Below are 13,522 nucleotides of genomic sequence, written 5' to 3'. Positions count from 1 at the left end.
TCAGGGAAAACACGATGTGCGCGGCCGGGGCAACGTTGCACAGTGTCGGGGCGATGGCGCAGACGCGCCGTATTTTCGTCTCCCACCCGCGGCATCCGATGCCGGTTTTTCAAGTGAATTGCCTGTCCCCCACCGTCCCGGTTTCCTTCGTCCATGGCTTCCTGCCCGGTGCCGATCCTGCGCTGATCGCGCAGCTGGCGGCGCGTTCCGGCATTGCCACGGAGCTGATGGACGAGCCCGCGGCACGCGTGACGCAGGAGCAGTTCTCGACCTTGTACCGGCTGCTGGCGCACGAGCTCGACGATGAGATGCCCGGCATCTTCAGCCGTCCGCTGCGCAACGGCACGCTCAAGTACCTGTGCCTGAGCTTGCTGGATGCGCCACGGCTCGAAGTCGCGCTGCATCGCTTCGGGCAGTTCTTCCGGCTGCTGCTGGATGAGTTCCGCGTGGAGTCGCGGCGCGAAGGCAGTGCCGCGCATGTGGAACTGGTGGAGGCTGCAGCCGGTCCGGCCGTGGGCCCGATGGCACGCGAGCTGATGCTGAAGCTGGTGCATGGCGTGGCGTCATGGCTGATCCGCCACAAGATCCCGCTGCAGGCGGTGCAGCTGCCGTCAGCGCGCCCCGCGCAGGCGAGTGACCATCTCTACCTGTTTCCCGGCCCGGTGCATTTCGGCTGCGAGCGCGGCGGCATTGCCTTCGACGCGGCATTCCTCGACATGCCGGTGCGGCAACGCAAGTCCGACCTTGAGAAATTCCTGGCACGCGCGCCCGAGGACTGGATCTTTGTCACGTTTGCCGAGCCCATGACCTGTCATCGCGTCAGGCAGTACGTGGCGGATTGCCTGCCGGTAGCGCCGACCATCGAAGCCGTGGCGGCGGCGCTGCACTGCTCGGTGCGCACGCTCTGCCGCCGGCTGTCCGCGGAGGGCACCACCTTCCAGGCGATCAAGGACGGCGTGCGGCGCGACATTGCCATCCAGCGCCTGACGCGCTCCGATGACGCGATCACGGCCATTGCCTTCGACGTGGGTTTCGACAATCCGACTGCCTTCCACCGCGCCTTCCGGCACTGGACCGGCAGCACGCCAAACACGTACCGCCGCACGCCTTAGCGCAGCAACGGTGCTGGCAATGCCGGCCGCGCGACTGACAAATCCTGCCATTCGGTGCGCCCGCGGAAGCGCATTGCGCGCACGCCGTGCCACGGCCCTGCAAAGCGGCAAGCATTGTCAGCAAATGGGCCGGTTTTGGTAGCCGTGTTTGCGCGCCGCGCCACTACGATGCGGCAGTACAAACATGCGTGCGCCGACACGGTCGGCATGCACGGACGCCAAAGCAAGCAAGGAGGCATATGGCAATCGAAGGTTACAGCATGGGCACGCTCGGCGCATTCGTCGGCAAGGAACTCGGCGTTTCGGCGTGGATGGAAGTGGACCAGGCGCGCATCGATGCATTCGCGCAATGCACCGGCGACAGCCAGTGGATCCACGTCGACGTGGAGCGCGCGCGCCGCGAAAGCCCGTTCGGCGGCACCATCGCCCACGGCTACCTGACGCTGTCCCTGCTGGCAGGGAAGCTGGTCGACATGGGCGTGGTGCCGGCGGATGCGCGCGCCGCGGTCAACTATGGCGTGGAGAAGACGCGCTTCCTCGCGCCGGTGAAGGCCGGGGCGCGCGTGCGCAATCGCGTCAGGCTGGTGTCGGCCGACAACAAGGGCGACGGCCGCGTGCTGCTGCGCACGGAAAACACGATGGAGATCGAGGGCGAAGCCAAGCCGGCGATGGTGGCCGAAGCCCTGGCGCTTGTCATGGCGTGAAACGGTAACAGCGGAAGCAAAAGCAGAAGCAGGAAAGAAAGAGACAGGAGAGCAGTATGACAAATGCAGCCACCATGGAGGCGCCCACCGATTTTCTGGCAGGACCCAATCCCTTTGTCGGGATCCGTCCCGAGGATCTCATCACGGCCGCCCAGCAGATCGGCGCGCAGTGCGTGCAGGAGCCGGTACTGGTGCTCGAGCAGCAGGCGCAGCTCACCCATGACCTGGTCAGCGTGCTGGACGGCTCGGCACCGATGCCGTCGGCGCGCGACCGCCGGTTCGGCGACGACGCCTGGCGCGACCATCCGCTGTTCCGCATGTCGCTGCAGGGCTACCAGGCCTGGCGCGACGCGCTCGAGGGCACGGTGCGGCGTTCGGTGATGGATCCGCGCAGCAAGCATCGCGCGCAATACTTCATGTCGCTGCTGACCGACGCGCTGGCACCGACCAACACCCTGGCAGGCAACCCGGCGGCGCTGCGCAAGACCTTCGAGTCGTGCGGCATGAACCTGGTCAGCGGCATGATCAACCTGGCCAGCGATGTGCTGACCAACGGCGGCATGCCCGCACAGGTCGACAAGGATGCGTTCAGCGTCGGCACGAACCTGGCTGCCACGCCTGGCGCGGTGGTGTTCCGCAATGAGGTGCTGGAGCTGATCCAGTACGCCCCGACCACCGCGAAAGTGCATGCGCGGCCCCAGCTGATCGTGCCGCCGCAGGTCAACAAGTTCTACGTGTTCGACCTTGCGCCTGGCAAGAGCATGGTGGAGTACATGCTGGCCCAGGGACTGCAGGTCTTCGTGGTCAGCTGGCGCAACCCCACGGCGGCACAGCGCGACTGGAATCTCGATACCTATGTCGGCGCGCTGGTCGAGGCGATCCATGCGATGCGCGACATCACCGGCAGTGCCGATGTCAACGTGCATGGCGCCTGCTCCGGCGCGATGACGATGGCGGCGCTGCTGGGCTATTGCGCCGCCAGTGGCGAGAAGCTCGTGCACGCCGTCACGCTGATGGTGGCGGTGTTCGGCCTCGATGCCGAGTCGCAGCTCGGGCTGTTCAGCACGCCCGAGGCGGTCACGGCGGCGCGGCACGGCAGCGCGTCGCGCGGCGTGCTCGATGGCGAGGCGCTGGGCCGGGTGTTTGCGTGGCTGCGGCCCAACGACCTGGTGTGGAACTACTGGGTCAACAACTACCTGCTCGGCAATGCGCCGCCCGCGTTCGACGTCCTCTACTGGAACAACGACACCACGCGCCTGCCGGCCGGCCTGCATGGCCAGTTCCTGGACATGCTGACGCTGAACCAGCTCGCCACGCCGGGTGCGCTGCAGGTGCTCGGCCACGCCATTTCGCTGTCCGACGTGGACTGCGACAAGTACGTGCTGGCGGGCATGACCGACCACATCACGCCGTGGAAGGCGGTGTACCGCTCGGCGCAGGCGTTCGGCGGGCGCACCGAGTTCGTGCTGAGTTCCAGCGGCCACGTGCAAAGCCTGGTCAATCCGCCCGGCAATGCCAAGTCGAAGTATTTCCGCAGCGGCACGCCCGATGCGAACCCCGAAGCCTGGCTGGACGGCGCCACCGCCGAGCAGGGCTCGTGGTGGGAGCATTGGACCCAGTGGCTGAAGAAGCGCTCCGGCCCGAAGCGCAACGCGCCCGCGGCCCCCGGCAGCCTGCGTTTCGCCCCCTGCGGCGAAGCGCCGGGCCGCTATGTGACCGAGGCGTAGCGCGCATGGCGAGACGCCGCAACATCGCAACACCGCAACATCGCAGTACCCAACATCGCGATCTGAATTTCCCAACCCAACCTTCAGGAGAAAGCAATATGGAATCGACCAACACCGCAGGCACATCGGCCGCGCAAGCCCCGCACAAGAAGCTGCTCGACTTCGTGCGCAACAACCGCCTGGACCCGGCCGCGGTCCTGGAATCGCGCCGCAAGGACATCGAGGCGCTCGCCAGCGTCAACGTCATGCTGCTCGGAGGCCTGCAATCGCTGGTGCGCCAGCAGGCAGAGTTCCTGTGCGATGCCGCCGCCGATCTGCAGGCGCTGTCGCGCGGCGGCCAGGCCGTCGATGGCAAGGCGCCCGTGAAGCTGGCGGAAGCCCTGCCGCGCTCGCTGCAGAAGGCCGTTGCCGGCGTGCGCGGCCTGACCGACACGCTGTACAAGGCGCAGGCGGACAGCATTTCCGTGGTCGGACGCCGCCTTGCCGAGAACGTCGAGGAGGTGAAGGGGATTCTGCGCCCGAAGCAATAAATTGCGGCGGGCATGGCCGCGCGCCGGCCATGCCCGTGCGCAAACTCTCCAGGACAAGCTGATGACAACAACAGACACCGGCACGCATGCCGGCCAAAAGCTGCAGGTGCTGACCGTGGACCTGGACGGCCAGGTCGTGCGTGCCGGCATCCGGCCCGGCAGCGATGCCGGACCGCCGCTGCTGATATTCAACGGCATCGGCGCCAATCTCGAACTGCTCGCCCCCTTTGTCGATGCCCTGCCGGGCATCGAAGTCATTCTATTCGACGTTCCCGGCGCCGGCGGCTCGCCCGCGCCGATGGTGCCGTACCGTTTTTCCAGTCTTTGCGTGCTCGCCGACCGCCTGCTGTCGTATCTCGGCTATACGGGCCAGGTCGATGCGCTGGGGGTGTCGTGGGGCGGGGCGCTGGCGCAGGAGTTCGCCCGTCTTTATTCGTCGCGGTGCCGGCGCCTGGTGCTGGCGGCCACGTCGCCCGGCGTGATCATGGTGCCGGGCCGCCTGTCGGTGCTTGCCAGGATGATCGGCGTGCGCCGCTATACCGACCCGCAATACCTGCGCCGCGTCGGCGCCGACCTCTACGGCGGCGCTTTTCGACGTGATCCTTCCCTGCTCGACGAACACGGCCAGCACATGCAGCCGCCGGCCGGGCGCGGCTATCTTTACCAGCTGCTCGCGGCATGGGGCTGGAGCAGCCTGCCGTGGCTGGGCTCGCTGCGCCAGCCCACGCTGGTCATGCACGGCACCGACGATCCGATCGTTCCCGCGGTCAATGCCAGGATCCTGGCCGCCCGCATCCCTGGCTCGACGCTGCAGATGGTCGATGATGGCCACCTCTTCCTGGTGACCGGGCCGGAGCATGCGGCCGGCATCGTCCACGGCTTCCTGCGCCGATAGCGGCGGCGTGCGCCTGGCGCACGCCGCATTTCCACCGTCCCAAAAAAAATCGGCCGTCCCGGAAAGACCGGGCGGCCGCAAAGAGCATCGCTTGCGGGATCGATGCCGCGAGACGCGTTGTCAGAACTTGTGGCGGATGCCCACTGCCGCGCCGAACATGTTGCTCTGCCCGTTGGCCAGCGCGTAGCTGTTGCCCAGCGACAGGCTGTTGGCGTAGACCGTAGCCAGCGATTCCATCATCAGGCCGGCATTCTTGGCGTAGGCCGTGGTCAGGTACACGTCGGTGCGCTTGGAGAACGCGTAGTTGGCGATGAAGGCGACCTGCCACGGGTTGGGGACATGGGTATCGCCATACAGGGTCTTGACGTTGTCGTAGGCGTATTCGAGCGTCAGGCCGATGGCCGGGGTGACCTGGTAGGTGCCGCCGATCCAGTAGAAATCGTCGCGCTGGATCACCACGTCCGCGGCGTTCTTGTTCTGGCCCCAGCGATAGCCGCCCATGATCTTTGCCGGGCCATACGAATAGCTCGCGCCGACCACGGCCTTCTTGACCTCGCCGTTGCTGGTGCCGATGGTCGGGTTCCACTGGTCGTAGCCGACGGTCACGCCGAACGGGCCGCCCTGGTAGGCCACCGCGGCGCCCCACGCGGTGTCGCGCCGGAACTGCCCGGGCACTTCGCCGTTGCCGCCGATCGGCGTGGCAATGCCCACGGTCGCCGGCAGGGCCAGGCCGGTGCCGAAGGACCAGTGCGCCAGCGCGGTGACCGGGCCGAACTGGCCGGTGTACTTGACGGTGTTGTCGGCGCGGAAGTTCGGGCCGGACTGCAGCACCACCGGCTCGTACTGGGTGGCGTAGGCCGCCGGCGAGAAGTTCGCCAGCGCCTCGAACATCGAGGTGTACTGGCGGCCCAGGCTGATCTGGCCGATGCCTGCCTTCTGCAGGCCGACGAAGGCCTGGCGGCCGAACAGGCGGTTGCTTTGCTGCATCGTGCCGGTATCGAGGTTAAAGCCGCTTTCCAGCACGAACAGCCCTTTCAGGCCGCCGCCGAGATCCTCGGTGCCGCGCATGCCCCAGCGCGAGCCGGAGATGCCACCCGAGTTCATGCGGTACACGTCGTTTGCCGGGCCGCGGTTGAACTGGTTGCTCGCCACCGGCACCGCGCCAACATGGTTGGCGTATTCGACGTTGATGTCCACCACGCCATACAGCGTGACGGTCGATGACTGCGCGAGCGCGCTGCCCGAGCAGGCAAGCGCTGCGGCTGCAGCCAGGGTCCTGATCTTCATGGATTGTTTCTCCACTTGTTTCCTTTGGTTTTTGGGATGCGGATATTTCCGTCTCGTTTGGTATTGCCGGGTACTACAAATCAATGCGCTGGATCAGCCGGCGCGCAGCAACTCATCGATCAACGCGGTCGCGCGCGGCCATGGGCCGTAGCCCGCGGCGGGATTGAGGTGGCCGACTTCGCCCAGGTCGACCAGCTTGCTGCCCCAGTCGCTGGCCATTTCGGCGGCGCGCGGGTAGGTCGCCAGCGGATCGTTGCGGCTAGCGGCGAGGATGGTCGGGAAGGGCAGCGGGCTCCTGGGAACGGGCAGCCAGCCGTGCTGCGCCAGCGTGGCGGTGTCAGGGTAGCCGGCCGGCATGGGGGTTTCCAGGTCGGCGGGCGTGGCCAGCAGTGCGCCGCGGATCTTGCGGCGGTTTTCTGCAGCCGCATGCGTGTCCGCATGCGCAGCCCAGTGCACGGTGATCATGACGCCGGCGCTGTGCGCGACCAGCACGACCGGACCGTCGATCTCGGCCAGTGCGGCGTCCAGCGCGGCAACGCGGGCATCGCGGCTGAGCTTGTCGTGCTCGAGCGGCGGCACCGAGCGCGCGTTGGGCAGCTGTGCCTGGAGCAGGGTCTGCCAGTGCTCGGCAACGTGGTCGCGCAGGCCGGGGACCAGCAGCACGGTGGTGTCAGGGGTAAGGCTCATGGTTCCAGATCAGTGAGAAGTTGCGGGAGCGGCGTCTTCGTTCCGGCTCTCCAGGCGGCGCAGGTCGGCTGCGTAGTAGCGGCGGCCGGCAAGGAAGGCGGCGGCGGCGACCAGCGACGCCAGCGGCACCCACTGCAATGCGCCTTGCAGGCCGATGTGGTCGGCGAGCAGGCCGGTGACGAACGGTCCGGGCGCCAGGCCCAGCAGGTTGTTGGCCAGCGTGAGCGTGGCAAAGGCGGTGGCATGGATGGCCGGGCGCGTCAGGTTGGCGACCGCGGCGCTGGCGGGGCCGGCGGTGCCGCCGACAAACAGCATGCCCGCACCGATCAGCGCCAGTTGCAGGCTGCCCGCGGGGAGCCGGAACGCCGTCAGCAGCAGGCCGCAGCAGATCAGGCTGTAGGTCACCGCGACCGCCCACTTGCGGCAAGGCGCCTGGCGGGCGATCCAGTCGGTCATCGCCCCGCACAGCACCATGCCGACGCCGCCGGCCAGCACGAAGCCCGCCGCGACCACGCCGGCGCGATCGGTGGCCATGCCGTAGTAGCGCGCCAGGTAGCTCGGCATCCAGGTGATCAGGGCGCCCATCACCAGCAGTTGCATGGCGCTGCCGACATAGGCGCAGAGGATCGAGCGCGCCGAGAACAGCGCGGCGAGCAGCGGGCGCATGGCCAGGGCAGGCTCGCGCGATGCGGTCTCGGCGTCCTCGCCCAGCGCCTTGCGCCGGGCCTGCAGCCGCGGTTCGGTCACGACCAGGCGGAACACCGCCACCAGCACCAGCCCGAACAGCGCCATGCCGGCAAAGGCCCAGCGCCAGCCGAAATGGGCCGACAACGCACCGCCCAGCGCCATGCCCAGCACGGAGCCGAACGCGCCGCCGGCGATAAAGGCCGAACTCAGGCTCGCCCGCAGGTGGCGCGGAAACACCGACAGCACCACGGCAATGCCGACGCTGCCGTAGGCCGCCTCGCCGATGCCCACGCACAGGCGCGCGATGAACATCTCGCCGAAGTTGTTCGCCAGCGCGCAGCCCAGCGTGGCCAGGCTCCACAGCGCCGCCATCAGCACCAGGCTCCTGACCCGGCCCCAGCGGTCCGCCAGGATCGACAGCGGGAACGTCAGCAAGCCGACCATCAGCGCCACGATGCCGCCCAGCGCACCGAGCTCGGTGTCACTCAGCGACCACTCGGCCTTCAGCAGGGGGAATACCGCGTTCAGTACCTGGCGGGACATGTAGTCCGACAGCAGCAGGCCAAAGCTCAGGGCAAAGACGATCCAGCCGTAGAGGCCGGATTGCGATGCCTTGCCCGAGGGCGTTGCAATTGCGCGATGGGTGTTAGTGGGTTGCCCGATCATGAAAGCTCTTCCAGTAGTGGCCACGGCTACGCCAGCAGGGGAGGCAATGCTCTTGCAGGCGGCGGGCGCAGGTCGGTTGCGACCCGCGAAGTATCTAAGATTGGCTGTCTCCGGTTTGGCTTTCCGGGACAACGTTTTTGCATTCAGGGACAGTGCGGGAAAACGAGGAGGGCGGGGGAGCGGGGCGCGAGCCGTGGCACCGCCCGCGTCTGGCGCCGCCGGCAAGTAACCCACCCGCGGCATGGCAAGACTGTGCCGCCAACGCCTATATTCGATGCGTATCGGACAATTAAGGCTGCCATGGAATCCGGGAAACTGACGCCCTTCGCAGGACGAGACGATGGCAAGGCCGCCGGGTGGCTGCGCTGGCTGCCAGGCGTCCGGATGCTGAAGTCCTACCGGCCGGACTGGTTGCCGCGGGACCTGGCGGCGGGGCTGGTGCTGACCACCATGCTGATGCCGGTCGGCATCGCCTACGCCGAGGCCTCCGGCGTGCCCGGCGTCTACGGGCTCTACGCCACCATGGTCCCGCTGCTGGTCTACGCCTTGTTCGGGCCGAGCCGGATCCTGGTGCTGGGCCCGGACTCGGCATTGGCCGCGCCGATCCTGGCCGTGGTGCTGCAGGTTGCCGGCGGCGATCCGGCGCGTGCCGTGCTGGTGGCCAGCATGATGGCCGTGGTCTCGGGCGTGGTCTGCATAGTGATGGGGCTGCTGCGCCTCGGCTTCGTCGCCGAACTATTGTCCAAGCCGATCCGCTACGGGTATATGAACGGCATCGCCCTGACCGTGCTGGTGAGCCAGCTGCCCAAGCTGTTCGCCATCCCGGTCGAGGATGCCGGGCCGCTGCGGGAGATGGTTGCGCTGGGCAGCGCCATCGTGGCCGGGCAGACCAACTGGTACAGCTTTGCCGTCGGCGCCGGCAGCCTGGCCCTGATCCTGGCCCTGAAGCGCTTCGAGCGCGTGCCGGGCATCCTGATCGCGGTGGTCCTCGCCACGCTCGCGGTGAGCATGTTCGGCCTGGACCAGCATGGGGTGAAAGTGCTGGGCAAGACGCCGCAGGGGCTGCCCGCCTTTGTCGTGCCGTGGCTGGACGGCGCCGACCTGATGAAGATCGTGCTGGGGGGATGCGCGGTGGCGCTGATCGCCTTCGCGGACACCAGCGTGCTGTCGCGCACCTATGCCGCGCGCACCAATACCCGCGTGGACCCCAACCAGGAAATGGTGGGGCTGGGTGCCGCCAACCTGGCGGCGGGACTGTTCCAGGGCTTTCCGATCAGCAGCAGCGCCTCGCGCACGCCAGTGGCCGAAGCCGCCGGCTCCAAGACCCAGGTCACCGGCGTGGTGGGCGCGCTGGCCGTGGCCGTGCTGCTGATGTTCGCGCCCAACCTGCTGCAGTACCTGCCGAGCAGCGCGCTGGCCGCGGTGGTGATCGCCGCGGCCATCGGCCTGTTCGAGTTCGCCGACCTGAGGCGCATCTACCGCATCCAGCAATGGGAGTTCTGGCTGTCCATGGTGTGCTTCGCCGCGGTGGCCGTGTTCGGCACCATCCAGGGCATTTTCCTGGCCGTGGTGATCGCCGTGATCGAATTCCTCTGGGACGGCTGGCGGCCGCACTATGCCGTGCTGGGGAAGGTGGAGGGGCTGCGCGGGTACCACGATACCGAGCGCTACCCTGAGGCCAGGCGGATCGACGGACTGGTGCTGTTCCGCTGGGACGCGCCGCTGTTCTTTGCCAACGCCGAGCTGTTCCAGGAACGCCTGATGGAAGCGATCGACGCCTCGCCGACGCCGGTGCGCCGCGTGGTGGTCGCCGCCGAACCGGTGACCAGCGTCGACGTCACGTCGGCCGACATGCTGCGCGATCTGAGCGCCTGTTTGCGCGAGCGCGGCATCGACCTGCATTTCGCCGAGATGAAGGACCCGGTGCGCGACAAGCTCAAGCGCTTCGAGCTGATGGAAGCGTTCGGCGACAAGTTCCACCCTACCGTGGGCAGCGCGGTCGATGATTACCTTGGCAAGGAAGACTGATGCCGTACGCGGCCGGCGCCAGCGCCTGCAGCTCACGCCACGCTTGCCAGGGCACCACGTCGAAGGAGCCTTACATGAACCGCCGATTCCGGGTCTTGCCCGCGCTGGCATGCGCCGGCGCGTGCCTTGCCGCGCTGGCGCCGGCAGGGACGGCCTTTGCCTACTTTGATCACTATCTTTCCGGCACTGTTGTCGGCACGCTGACCCAGAAGCAGTTCGACGTGCTGAACGACGTCTTCCGCAGGACGCTGGACCAGGGGGCCGACGGTGCGCGCGTGCCGTTCACGCTGCCGCCGGACACCCGCGAGCGCAAGGTCGAAGGCGCATTCACGCCGCTGCGTTCCCGGCAGGACCATGGCGACCGGTGCCGGCAGCTGCACAGCGAGTTCCGCCGTGCCGGCGTGTCCGAGAGCTGGACCGGCTGGTATTGCAAGGAGAAGAACGGCGACTGGAAGTCGCGCAAGCTGCGCGACTAGGCCGACGGCTGCCTCGTACTCCTCGTACTAATACCGCGACTCCACATGCCGGTAGGGGTAGTGGGGCTCCTGGTATCCGTGCGCCTTCTGCCGGGCCGGCAGCTTGACCGGCTTGCGCTCGATCTCCTGGTACGGGATCCGGTCCAGCATGTGCCGGATGATGTTCAGCCGCGCCCGCCGCTTGTCATTGGAATCGGCGACGTACCACGGCGCGAAGTCGCTGTCGGACGCCTCGAACATGGCGTCGCGCGCGCGCGAATAGTCGTACCAGCGGCTGTACGAGCGCAGGTCCATGTCGGTGAGCTTCCAGGTCTTGCGGTCGTCGTGGATGCGTCCTTTCAGGCGGCGCGTCTGCTCTTCGGGGCTGACTTCCAGCCAGTACTTGATCAGGATAATGCCGGAATTGACGATGGCCCGCTCCACCAGCGGGACGGCGCGCAGGAACTCCTCGGCCTGGGTCTCGGTGCAGAATCCCATCACACGCTCGACGCCGGCACGGTTGTACCAGCTGCGGTCGAAGATCACGATCTCGCCTGCCGCGGGCAGATACGGCAGATAGCGTTGCATGTACATCTGGCTCTTTTCGCGATCGGTCGGGGCCGGCAACGCGACCACGCGGAACACGCGCGGGCTGACGCGTTCGGTGAGCGCCTTGATGGTGCCGCCCTTGCCGGCGCCGTCGCGGCCTTCGAAGAGCACGCAGACCTTGGTGCCGCTCGCCTGCACCCAGCGCTGCAGCTTGACCAGTTCGCCGTGCAGGTGGCGAAGCTCCTTCTGGTAGTCCTTCTCGGACATGCGTTCCTGCAGCGGCTCCCGCCCTTCGTCCTGCCGGTCCTCGGCGTCATCGCGCGGGCGTGGCGGCTCGGTCTCGGCCGCGGCCTGCTCCCTGTCCTTGTCGTGGCGCTTGTCTTTATGCTTGGCCATGGTTCTCCTCCATAGGTCCATAGGGTTCGAGCATCGGGAGAGGTGGCAAGGCATACGGCGGCCCGGCCTGTGTCATGCGGCACCTCATCACAATAGCAAAACCGCGGGCATTGGCCGCGTTGTCCGGACCGGCGGGCGGCAAAAGTTTTTCCTATTTCACTTTCGCAAAGTTTTCATCTCTGGAGGCGGCGCCGGCACCTATAGTTTGTCAGGGCAATACATCGTGATCGCTAATTACCTTTTCCAGGCCTGGCGCGGACACGGAGCGGACGGCAGGCCGGAAGTTGAGCCCCGTAACGGCGCTCGGCGACGGGGCAAGGGAGACGGCCATGGAGGGGCGGGAAATGCGTCTTTGGCGCCGTGTCGGCGCCTGCCTGTGCGCGGGCCTGGCATGGCTGGCGCTGAGTGCCCATGCGCAGAATGCGCCAGCCCAGCCGGCACCGTTCAAGCCGGAAGAACTCGAGGCCCTGGTTGCACCCATCGCCCTCTATCCCGATTCGGTGCTGTCGCAGGTGCTGATGGCCTCCACCTATCCGCTCGAGATCGTGCAGGCGGCACGCTGGGTCAAGGCCAATCCCAAGGTGAAGGGTGACGCCGCGCTGAAAGCGGTCGAGAGCCAGAGCTGGGATGTCAGCGTCAAGTCGCTGGTGGCGTTCCCGCAGGTGCTGGAGCCCATGAGCGACAAGCTCGACTGGACGCAGAAGCTGGGCGACGCTTTCATCGGCCAGGAGAAGGAAGTGCTCGACGCCGTGCAGCGGTTGCGGGCGCGCGCGCAGCAATCGGGCAATCTCAAGTCGAACGAGCAGCAGAACGTCATTGTAGAACCTGCGCCGGCGCCGTCGGCACAGGCAGCGCAGTCGGCAGCGCCGGCGCAAACCATCGTGCGGATCGAGCCGGCGAACCCGGAAGTCATCTATGTGCCGGCCTACAACCCGACGGTGGTGTATGGCGCCTGGAGCTATCCCTCCTACCCGCCGTATTACTGGCCCCCTTATCCCGCCTACTATCCCGGCGCCGCGCTGATGACCGGCTTTGCCTGGGGCGTTGGCCTGGCCGCTGCGGGCGCGATTTTCGGCAACTGCAACTGGGGCGGGGGCGACGTCAACATCAACGTCAACAAGGCTGCCAATATCGATCGCAATTTCGACCGCACCAAGGTGCAGGGCGGAGGGAAATGGCAGCACGACGCCTCGCACCGCAAAGGGGTGGCGTACCGGGATAACGCGACGAGCGAAAGGTTTGGCGGGCGTGATGCGGCTGCCGCCAACCGCCGCAACGAGTTCCGCGGCCGCGAAGGCGCGGGTGGCGTGTCCGACCGCATGGCGGGCGGGGATCGCGGTGGGCGCGGCGGCGTCGGTGACCGCGGCGGCGTTGGCGACCGCGGCGGTGTTGGCGACCGCGGCGGTGTTGGCGACCGCGGCGGTGTTGGCGATCGCGGCAGCGTCGCGGACAGAGGTGGCAATCGTGGCGGTGCGGGCGATCGCGCCGGCGTGTCCGACCGGGCAGGGGTGTCCGATCGCGCCGGGGCGTCCGACCGGGCTCGCGCTTCGGACCGGTCCGCTGGCGGTGGTCGCGACAACGCATTCCAGGGCGTAGGCGGCGGAGGCGCGGCCGCGCAGCGTGACTTCGACCGCGGCCGCGCCAGCACGCAGTCAGCCTCGTTCCGCGACGGTGGCGGTCAGCGTGGCGGCGGTGGCGGCTTCAGCGGCGGCGGCGGCGGCCGTGGCGGCGGGGGCTTCGGCGGTGGCCGCGGTGGTGGTGGCGGTGGCCGTGGTGGCGGACGGCGTTGAGCGGGGGAC

At 67.6% G+C, this 13,522-nt stretch carries 12 protein-coding genes; 8 read left to right on the top strand and 4 right to left on the bottom strand.

The genetic code is table 11. The annotated features are described in order from the left end of the window. Positions 1–113 precede the first annotated feature (113 nt). The 5 genes from E0W60_RS01075 to phaZ all read left to right on the top strand — a co-directional run bounded on the left by E0W60_RS01075 (position 114) and on the right by phaZ (position 4,968). Complete coding sequence (locus E0W60_RS01075) at positions 114–1,112, top strand: AraC family transcriptional regulator (protein WP_240745797.1); 999 nt, start codon at positions 114–116, stop codon at positions 1,110–1,112. Positions 1,113–1,351: 239 nt separating this feature from the next. Further along, a complete protein-coding gene (locus tag E0W60_RS01070; RefSeq protein ID WP_133094625.1) occupies positions 1,352–1,816 on the top strand; it encodes a MaoC family dehydratase in 465 nt (154 codons plus the stop codon). Between the two features lie 56 nt (positions 1,817–1,872). Then, positions 1,873–3,543, top strand: a complete 1,671-nt coding sequence (locus E0W60_RS01065) for an alpha/beta fold hydrolase (RefSeq protein ID WP_133094626.1) — start codon at positions 1,873–1,875, stop codon at positions 3,541–3,543. Between the two features lie 98 nt (positions 3,544–3,641). Then, positions 3,642–4,073: a phasin family protein gene (locus E0W60_RS01060; RefSeq protein ID WP_135702731.1), complete on the top strand. Its 432-nt coding sequence runs from the start codon at positions 3,642–3,644 to the stop codon at positions 4,071–4,073. A gap of 61 nt (positions 4,074–4,134) precedes the next feature. After that, positions 4,135–4,968, top strand: coding sequence for a poly(3-hydroxyalkanoate) depolymerase (gene phaZ / locus E0W60_RS01055; protein WP_133094628.1), 834 nt, complete (start codon positions 4,135–4,137; stop codon positions 4,966–4,968). A gap of 120 nt (positions 4,969–5,088) precedes the next feature. Here the strand turns inward: phaZ and E0W60_RS01050 are convergent, their stop codons facing one another. From E0W60_RS01050 to E0W60_RS01040, 3 genes are all read right to left on the bottom strand, one after another. Next, a complete protein-coding gene (locus E0W60_RS01050; protein WP_133094629.1) occupies positions 5,089–6,255 on the bottom strand; it encodes a porin in 1,167 nt (388 codons plus the stop codon). 93 nt (positions 6,256–6,348) lie between these two features. Further along, the gene (locus E0W60_RS01045; RefSeq protein WP_135702730.1) at positions 6,349–6,942 is read right to left on the bottom strand and encodes an RBBP9/YdeN family alpha/beta hydrolase; all 594 of its coding nucleotides are present in this window, start codon (positions 6,940–6,942) and stop codon (positions 6,349–6,351) included. 9 nt (positions 6,943–6,951) lie between these two features. Then, on the bottom strand, positions 6,952–8,295 hold the full coding sequence (locus tag E0W60_RS01040) for an MFS transporter (RefSeq protein WP_135702729.1): 1,344 nt from the start codon (positions 8,293–8,295) through the stop codon (positions 6,952–6,954). 300 nt (positions 8,296–8,595) lie between these two features. On the opposite strand from E0W60_RS01040, the gene E0W60_RS01035 reads away from it, so the two are divergent. Both E0W60_RS01035 and E0W60_RS01030 read left to right on the top strand, forming a co-directional pair. Further along, positions 8,596–10,323 (top strand): SulP family inorganic anion transporter, encoded by a 1,728-nt coding sequence (locus E0W60_RS01035; protein WP_133094632.1) that lies wholly within the window; start codon positions 8,596–8,598, stop codon positions 10,321–10,323. A gap of 74 nt (positions 10,324–10,397) precedes the next feature. Then, entirely contained in the window at positions 10,398–10,799 is a 402-nt protein-coding gene (locus tag E0W60_RS01030) for a hypothetical protein (protein WP_135702728.1), read from the top strand. 27 nt (positions 10,800–10,826) lie between these two features. On the opposite strand, the gene ppk2 is transcribed toward E0W60_RS01030, so the two are convergent. Next, entirely contained in the window at positions 10,827–11,723 is an 897-nt protein-coding gene (ppk2, locus tag E0W60_RS01025) for a polyphosphate kinase 2 (protein WP_135702727.1), read from the bottom strand. Between the two features lie 344 nt (positions 11,724–12,067). Between ppk2 and E0W60_RS01020 the strand changes: the two genes are divergently transcribed. Continuing rightward, positions 12,068–13,513, top strand: a complete 1,446-nt coding sequence (locus E0W60_RS01020) for a DUF3300 domain-containing protein (RefSeq protein ID WP_240745796.1) — start codon at positions 12,068–12,070, stop codon at positions 13,511–13,513. Positions 13,514–13,522 lie beyond the last annotated feature (9 nt).

The organism is Cupriavidus oxalaticus, assembly GCF_004768545.1.
In the GTDB taxonomy this organism is placed as follows: Bacteria; Pseudomonadota; Gammaproteobacteria; order Burkholderiales; family Burkholderiaceae; genus Cupriavidus; species Cupriavidus oxalaticus_A.
The sequence above is the reverse complement of the archived record's forward strand: the minus strand, read 5'-3'. Positions and strand labels throughout refer to the sequence as shown.